This is a genomic window from Micromonospora sp. ABR4_055 (assembly GCF_056160425.1).
This window is the reverse complement of sequence record NZ_JBSWXD010000257.1, coordinates 1-5,701: the sequence shown is the minus strand read 5'-3', so window position 1 is coordinate 5,701 and position 5,701 is coordinate 1. Positions and strand designations below refer to the sequence as shown.

The 5,701-nt window shown below is 70.4% G+C and carries 7 protein-coding genes and 1 pseudogene; 6 read left to right on the top strand and 2 right to left on the bottom strand.

The features are described 5' to 3' along the window. Positions 1–43: 43 nt before the first annotated feature. Positions 44–169: a hypothetical protein gene (locus ACXAHD_RS31255; protein ID WP_475055032.1), complete on the bottom strand. Its 126-nt coding sequence runs from the start codon at positions 167–169 to the stop codon at positions 44–46. Beyond that, complete coding sequence (locus ACXAHD_RS31250) at positions 166–1,128, bottom strand: ABC transporter substrate-binding protein (RefSeq protein WP_281553955.1); 963 nt, start codon at positions 1,126–1,128, stop codon at positions 166–168. The genes ACXAHD_RS31255 and ACXAHD_RS31250 overlap by 4 nt, the downstream gene beginning before the upstream one ends. 155 nt (positions 1,129–1,283) lie before the next feature. Between ACXAHD_RS31250 and ACXAHD_RS31245 the strand changes: the two genes are divergently transcribed. The 6 genes and pseudogenes from ACXAHD_RS31245 to ACXAHD_RS31220 form a co-directional block, all read left to right on the top strand. Continuing rightward, complete coding sequence (locus ACXAHD_RS31245) at positions 1,284–2,507, top strand: 4-hydroxybenzoate 3-monooxygenase (RefSeq protein ID WP_289212496.1); 1,224 nt, start codon at positions 1,284–1,286, stop codon at positions 2,505–2,507. A gap of 36 nt (positions 2,508–2,543) precedes the next feature. Next, a complete protein-coding gene (locus ACXAHD_RS31240) occupies positions 2,544–3,392 on the top strand; it encodes a CoA transferase subunit A (RefSeq protein WP_475055030.1) in 849 nt (282 codons plus the stop codon). Continuing rightward, positions 3,389–4,156 (top strand): CoA-transferase subunit beta, encoded by a 768-nt coding sequence (locus ACXAHD_RS31235; protein ID WP_281553952.1) that lies wholly within the window; start codon positions 3,389–3,391, stop codon positions 4,154–4,156. Before ACXAHD_RS31240 ends, ACXAHD_RS31235 begins: the two co-directional genes overlap by 4 nt. 35 nt (positions 4,157–4,191) lie before the next feature. Beyond that, entirely contained in the window at positions 4,192–4,938 is a 747-nt protein-coding gene (gene pcaH / locus ACXAHD_RS31230; RefSeq protein WP_281553951.1) for a protocatechuate 3,4-dioxygenase subunit beta, read from the top strand. Further along, positions 4,935–5,522: a protocatechuate 3,4-dioxygenase subunit alpha gene (gene pcaG, locus ACXAHD_RS31225; protein ID WP_281553950.1), complete on the top strand. Its 588-nt coding sequence runs from the start codon at positions 4,935–4,937 to the stop codon at positions 5,520–5,522. The genes pcaH and pcaG overlap by 4 nt, the downstream gene beginning before the upstream one ends. Then, positions 5,497–5,701, top strand: a pseudogene (locus tag ACXAHD_RS31220) (hypothetical protein); the annotation flags it as partial. The gene pcaG and the pseudogene ACXAHD_RS31220, both read left to right, overlap by 26 nt.

The following is a 5,701-nucleotide window of genomic DNA, read 5'->3' as shown; positions in this document are numbered from 1 at the left end:
ACAACGAGGGTTCAAACGCCGAGCGGGTACGTCACAGGTCCAATCACCCATTTTTTTCTCTCAAGCTCGACCCCCCCAACTTGGCCAACCACTTGGCGTGTGTTGTGGCCCCCCTTGTCCCCCCCCCCCCCCCCCCCCCCCCAACCGGGGTGTTGTCGACCGCTGTCACGGCAGCAGCGCGTCCAGATCGGGCTCGGACTCGAAGACACCGTCGGCGAGACCGAGCTCGGCGACCCGCTCGATCGACGCCCGGTTGATCTCGGCCGGCCACATCGGCAGCGTCATCGCGTCCAGGATCGCCTGGTCGATGTCGGTGTAGCTGCGCAGCACTGTGCGCACCTCGTCGGGGTGCGCGTTGGCGTAGGACAGCGACTCGGCCATCGCCTCCTGGAACCGCGCAACCAGGTCGGGGTTCTCCTGGGCGAGCTTGGTGCTGGTGAAGTAGACCGCGACGGTCAGGTTCGGGGCGGTGTCGACGAAGTTCCAGGCGACGACCCGGCCACCGGCGTCCTTGGCGATGGCGAGCGACGGCTCGACCATCCAGGCGGCGTCGACCTGGCCGCCCTCGACGGCGGCCGGCATCTGCGGGAACGCCATCTCGACGAACTCGATCTCGTCCGGGTTGCCACCGGCCTTGCGTACCGACTCGCGGACGCTGGTGTCGCCGATGTTCTTCAGCGTGTTCACCGCGACCTTCTTGCCCGCCAGGTCGGCGGCGGTCTGGATCGGGCTGTCCCCACGGACCACCACGCCGCCGAAGTCGGCCTCGGGGTTGCCGGTCGAGGCCACACCGTTGGCCACGATCTGTACCGGCACGTCGGCTGTCTGCGCGGTGAGCAGCGAGGTCACGTTGCTGAAGCCGAACTGGAACTGCTCACTGACCACGCCGGGGACGATGGCGGCACCACCTTGACCGCTCTCCATGGTCAGGTTGATGCCGCGCTTGGTGAAGAAGCCTTTCTCCTCACCGAGGTAGATCGGCGCGACGTCGACGATCGGGATGATGCCGACGGTGACGTCGGTGACCTCTTCGGTGCCGCCGGCCTCGTCGGTGGACGAGTCGGAACCACAGGCAGCGGTGACCAGCAGCGCGGCAGCCAGGGTGAGGGCGACGAGGGGCCGTCGCATGGGACCTCCAGGGGGATGGGTTCGAGGTTGAGCCGGTCAGGGGTGTTCGCTGACCGAACGGTGGTTCTTATGATGAACGTACGACCCAGCGAGGGCCCACGTCAATGTCACATATCGGAAGAGTCCCTGCCAATCTGGCAGGTGGAGGGAGCGTCGTGCGAACCCAGGTTGGCATCATCGGAGCGGGACCAGCGGGTTTGATGCTCGCCCACCTGCTGCGTCTCGAGGGTATCGACTCGGTCGTGCTGGAGACCCGCGGGCGGGCGTACGTGGAGAGCCGGGTCCGGGCCGGGGTGCTCGAACACGACACGGCGCAACTGCTCGCCGACACCGGCGTCGGCGCCCGGATGCGCCGCGAAGGACTCGTGCACACCGGCCTTGAGCTGCGCTTCGAAGGCGTCAGCCGGCGGATCGACCTGGCCGCGCTGACCAGCGGTCGAGGGATCACCGTCTACGGTCAGCAGGAGGTGGTGAAGGACCTGATCGCCGCCCGGCTGGCAGCCGGCGGCGAGATCCTGTTCGATGTCACCGACGTCGAGCTGGCCGGGATCGACAGCGATGCCCCGGTCATCCGGTTCGCGCACGAGGGCACGATACGCGAACTGAACTGCCTGGTGGTTGCCGGATGTGACGGTTTCCACGGGGTCTCCCGGGGCAGCATCCCCGCCTCGGCCCGACGCACCGTCGAGCACACGTACCCGTTCAGCTGGCTCGGGGTGCTGGCCCAGGCCGCCCCCTCGGCGCACGAGCTGATCTACGCCCAGCACGAACGCGGCTTCGCCCTGCACAGCATGCGCAGCCCCGAGGTGACCCGGCTCTACCTCCAGGTGCCCAACCGGACCGAATCGAGCGACTGGCCGACCGCGCGGATCTGGGACGAGCTGCACACCCGGCTGGCGACCAACGACGGCTTCACCCTGCAGGAGGGCCCGATCCTGGAGCAGGGGGTGACCCCGATGCGAAGCTTCGTTACCGAACCGATGCGCTACGGCCAGCTGTTCCTGGCCGGCGACGCGGCGCACATCGTACCGCCGACCGGCGCGAAAGGGCTGAACCTGGCGGTCGCCGACGTCCGCTTCCTGGCCGAGGCGCTGACCACCTGGTTCCGTCAGGGACGCGGGACCGGGCTGGACGAGTACTCGGCCCGGTGCCTACGCCGGATCTGGCGGGTCCAGCACTTCTCCTCCTGGATGACCGGGCTGCTGCACCGGCCCGCCGACGCCGACGAGTTCAGTCACCGGCTCCAGGTGGCCCAGTTGGAGTACGTGACGACCTCCACCGCGGCGGCGACCACCCTGGCGGAGAACTACGTGGGACTACCGCTGGACTGGAGCAGCCGCGTTGACACGCCGGTGACCCCGACCGTACCGTTCGCTTAGCGAACTTTTGTTCATCACACGCACCGGGGATGATGCATGGCTGAAATTTCCTCGCTGGCGGACGGTGTCGCCGACCTGGTCCACGACGGCGACAGCGTCGCCCTGGAGGGATTCACCCACCTGATCCCGACCGCGGCCGGGCAGGAGATCATCCGGCAGGGCCGACGCGACCTCACGCTGATCCGGATGACCCCGGACGTCGTCTACGACCAGCTGATCGGCGCCGGCTGCGCCAAAAAGCTGATCTTCAGCTGGGCCGGCAACCCCGGGGTCGGTTCGCTGCACCGGTTCCGCGACGCGGTACAGCGCGGCTGGCCCCGTCCGCTGGAGATCGAGGAGCACAGCCACGCCGGGATGGCCAACCGGTACGTCGCCGGCGCCGCCGGCCTGCCGTTCGCCGTACTCCGCGGCTACGTCGGCACCGACCTCGCCGACCTCGCCGACCGCACCCCGACCATCGCGCCCATCACCTGTCCGTTCACCGGCGAAGTGCTCACCGCCGTACCGGCGCTCAACCCCGACGTCGGCATCGTGCACGCCCAACGCGCCGACCGGCACGGCAACGTGCAGATCTGGGGCATCACCGGGGTCCACAAGGAGGTCGTACTGGCGTCCGCACGGTCCCTGGTCACCGTCGAGGAGATCGTCGACGAGCTGACCCCCCGACCCGGCGCCGTGGTGCTGCCCGGCTGGGCGGTCACCCGGGTCGCCGAGGTGCCCGGCGGGGCGCACCCGTCGTACGCGATGGACTACAGCGACCGGGCCAACGACTACTACCAGGAGTGGGACGAGATCAGCCGGGACCGGGACACCTTCACCCGCTGGCTCGACGAACACGTCCTGGCCGCGGCGGGGACCGACGCGACGTACGGTGGTGCGGAATGAACGAGCCGCAAGCCGTCGAGGGGTTCACCCGCGACGAGATGATGACCGTCGCCGCCGCCCGGGCGCTGCGCGACGACGCCCGCTGCTTCGTCGGCATCGGCCGGCCCAGCACCGCAGCCAACTTGGCCCGGCGGACCCACTCCCCCGACCTGGTGCTGGTCTACGAGTCCGGCACCATCGGCGCCAAGCCCGGCCGGCTGCCGCTGTCCATCGGCGACGGGGTGCTCGCCGAGACCGCCGACACGGTCGTGTCGGTGCCGGAGATCTTCAACTACTGGCTGCAGCCCGGCCGGATCGACGTCGGCTTCCTCGGTGCCGCGCAGATAGACCGGTACGCCAACATCAACACCACGGTGATCGGCGACGACTACACCGACCCGTTGGTACGGCTGCCCGGCGCGGGCGGAGCACCGGAAATCGCCGCCTCGTGCGGCGAGGTGATCGTCATCGTGCCGCAGAGTCGGCGTACGTTCGTCGACCGGGTCGACTTCGTCACCTCGGTCGGCTTCGGCGCGGGCCCCGGCGACCGGCAACGCCTCGGCCTGCGCGGCCGAGGTCCCACCCTGGTCATCACCGACCTCGGCATGCTGCGCCCGGACCCGGACACCTGCGAGCTGACCCTCACCCAGCTGCACCCCGGAGTGGGTGTCGAGCAGGCCGTGGCGGCCACCGGCTGGCCGCTGAAGGTCGCCGCCGACCTGACGACCACCGACGAACCCACCCCGCAGGAGCTGGCCGCCCTGCGCCAGCTGCTGAACCCCTGACCCCGGCGGGGACAGCTGACCAAGGAGGCACCGCCATGCCCGACACCACGCCCGTACGGGCCGACCGCCCAGGCGGACTGCTCCTGCCGCGCTACCGACGCGACGACACCGCCGTGCACCCGCCGCTGCTCTCCCCCGACTACAAGTCCACCGTGCTGCGTGCCCCCGCCCAGTCGCCGGTGCTGCTCCCGCAGACGCTCACCGAGATCACCGGCCCGCTGCTCGGCGAGGGCCGGGTCAGCGCGACCGACGCCGACCTGAGCCGCAGCGGCGACGGCGAAGCCCAGGGGCAACGGATCATCGTGCACGGCCAGGTCCGCGACAGCGACGGCCGACCGGTGCCGGACACCCTGGTGGAGGTCTGGCAGGCCAACGCCGGCGGGCGCTACCTGCACAAGCTCGACCAGCACGACGTACCGCTCGATCCGCACTTCACCGGCGTCGGCCGGGCGATGACCGACTCGATGGGCCGCTACCGGTTCGTCACCATCAAGCCCGGCGCCTACCCGTGGCGCAACCACTCCAACGCGTGGCGGCCGGCGCACATCCACTTCTCGCTGTTCGGCCGGGCCTTCACCCAGCGACTGGTCACCCAGATGTACTTCCCCGACGACCCGCTGTTCCCCTACGATCCGGTCTTCAACTCGATCCCCGACCCGGCCGCCCGGCAACGGCTGATCGCCAGCTTCGACCTGGCCAACACGGTCGAGGAATGGGCGCTCGGCTTCCGGTTCGACATCGTGCTGCGCGGCACCGAGGCGACCCCGATGGAGGAATCATGACCATCAGCGTGACCGCGTCGGACTGGGACCAGCAGACCGGGCTGACCCCGGCGCAGACCGTCGGACCGTACCTGGGGATCGGCCTGCCCTGGCCGGACGGGCCGTTCGTGGTCGACGAGACCGACCCGGCGGCGATCTGGCTGCGTGGCCGGCTCCTCGACGGCGCCGGCGACCCGGTGCCGGACGGTCTGATCGAGACCTGGCAGGCTGACCCGCAGGGCCGGTTCGACCACCCGGACGATCCGCGCGGCGCGGTGGCCGGGTTCCGCGGCTTCGGCCGCTGCCCCACCGACGGGACCGGCGGGTGGGCGGTACGCACCCGCAAACCGGGGCCGGTACCTGGATTGGACGGACAGCCGCAGGCCCCGCACATCGCCGTGTCGGTGTTCGCCCGGGGGTTGCTGCACCGCGTCGTCACCCGGATCTACTTCCCGGACGAGGCCGACGCGAACGCCGCCGACCCGGTGCTGGCCGGGCTGCCGCAGGCCCGACGCGGCACGGTGATCGCGGCCGCCGAGCCGGACGGCTACCGGTTCGACATCCGACTGCAGGGCGAGCATGAAACCGTTTTCTTCGCCGTCTGACCCGGAGTCCACCATCGACGATCCCGAGCCGGTCGGTCTGTTCGACCCGTTGCTCGCCGCCGGCGGGGTCCGGGCCGCCGTCGACGACCGGGCCTGGCTGCGCGCCATGCTCGACGCCGAAGCGGCGTTGGCCCGCGCCCAGGCGGCCGGCGGGTCGGTGCCGTCGGCCGCCGCCGAGG

Bases quoted from the DNA above. Each gene is read 5' to 3' on its own strand.
- ACXAHD_RS31250 (WP_281553955.1), bottom strand. From the start codon at position 1,128: ATGCGACGGCCCCTCGTCGCCCTCACCCTGGCTGCCGCGCTGCTGGTC.
- ACXAHD_RS31240 (WP_475055030.1), top strand. From the start codon at position 2,544: ATGGCTGAAATTTCCTCGCTGGCGGACGGTGTCGCCGACCTGGTCCAC.
- ACXAHD_RS31235 (WP_281553952.1), top strand. From the start codon at position 3,389: ATGAACGAGCCGCAAGCCGTCGAGGGGTTCACCCGCGACGAGATGATG.
- pcaH (WP_281553951.1), top strand. From the start codon at position 4,192: ATGCCCGACACCACGCCCGTACGGGCCGACCGCCCAGGCGGACTGCTC.
- pcaG (WP_281553950.1), top strand. From the start codon at position 4,935: ATGACCATCAGCGTGACCGCGTCGGACTGGGACCAGCAGACCGGGCTG.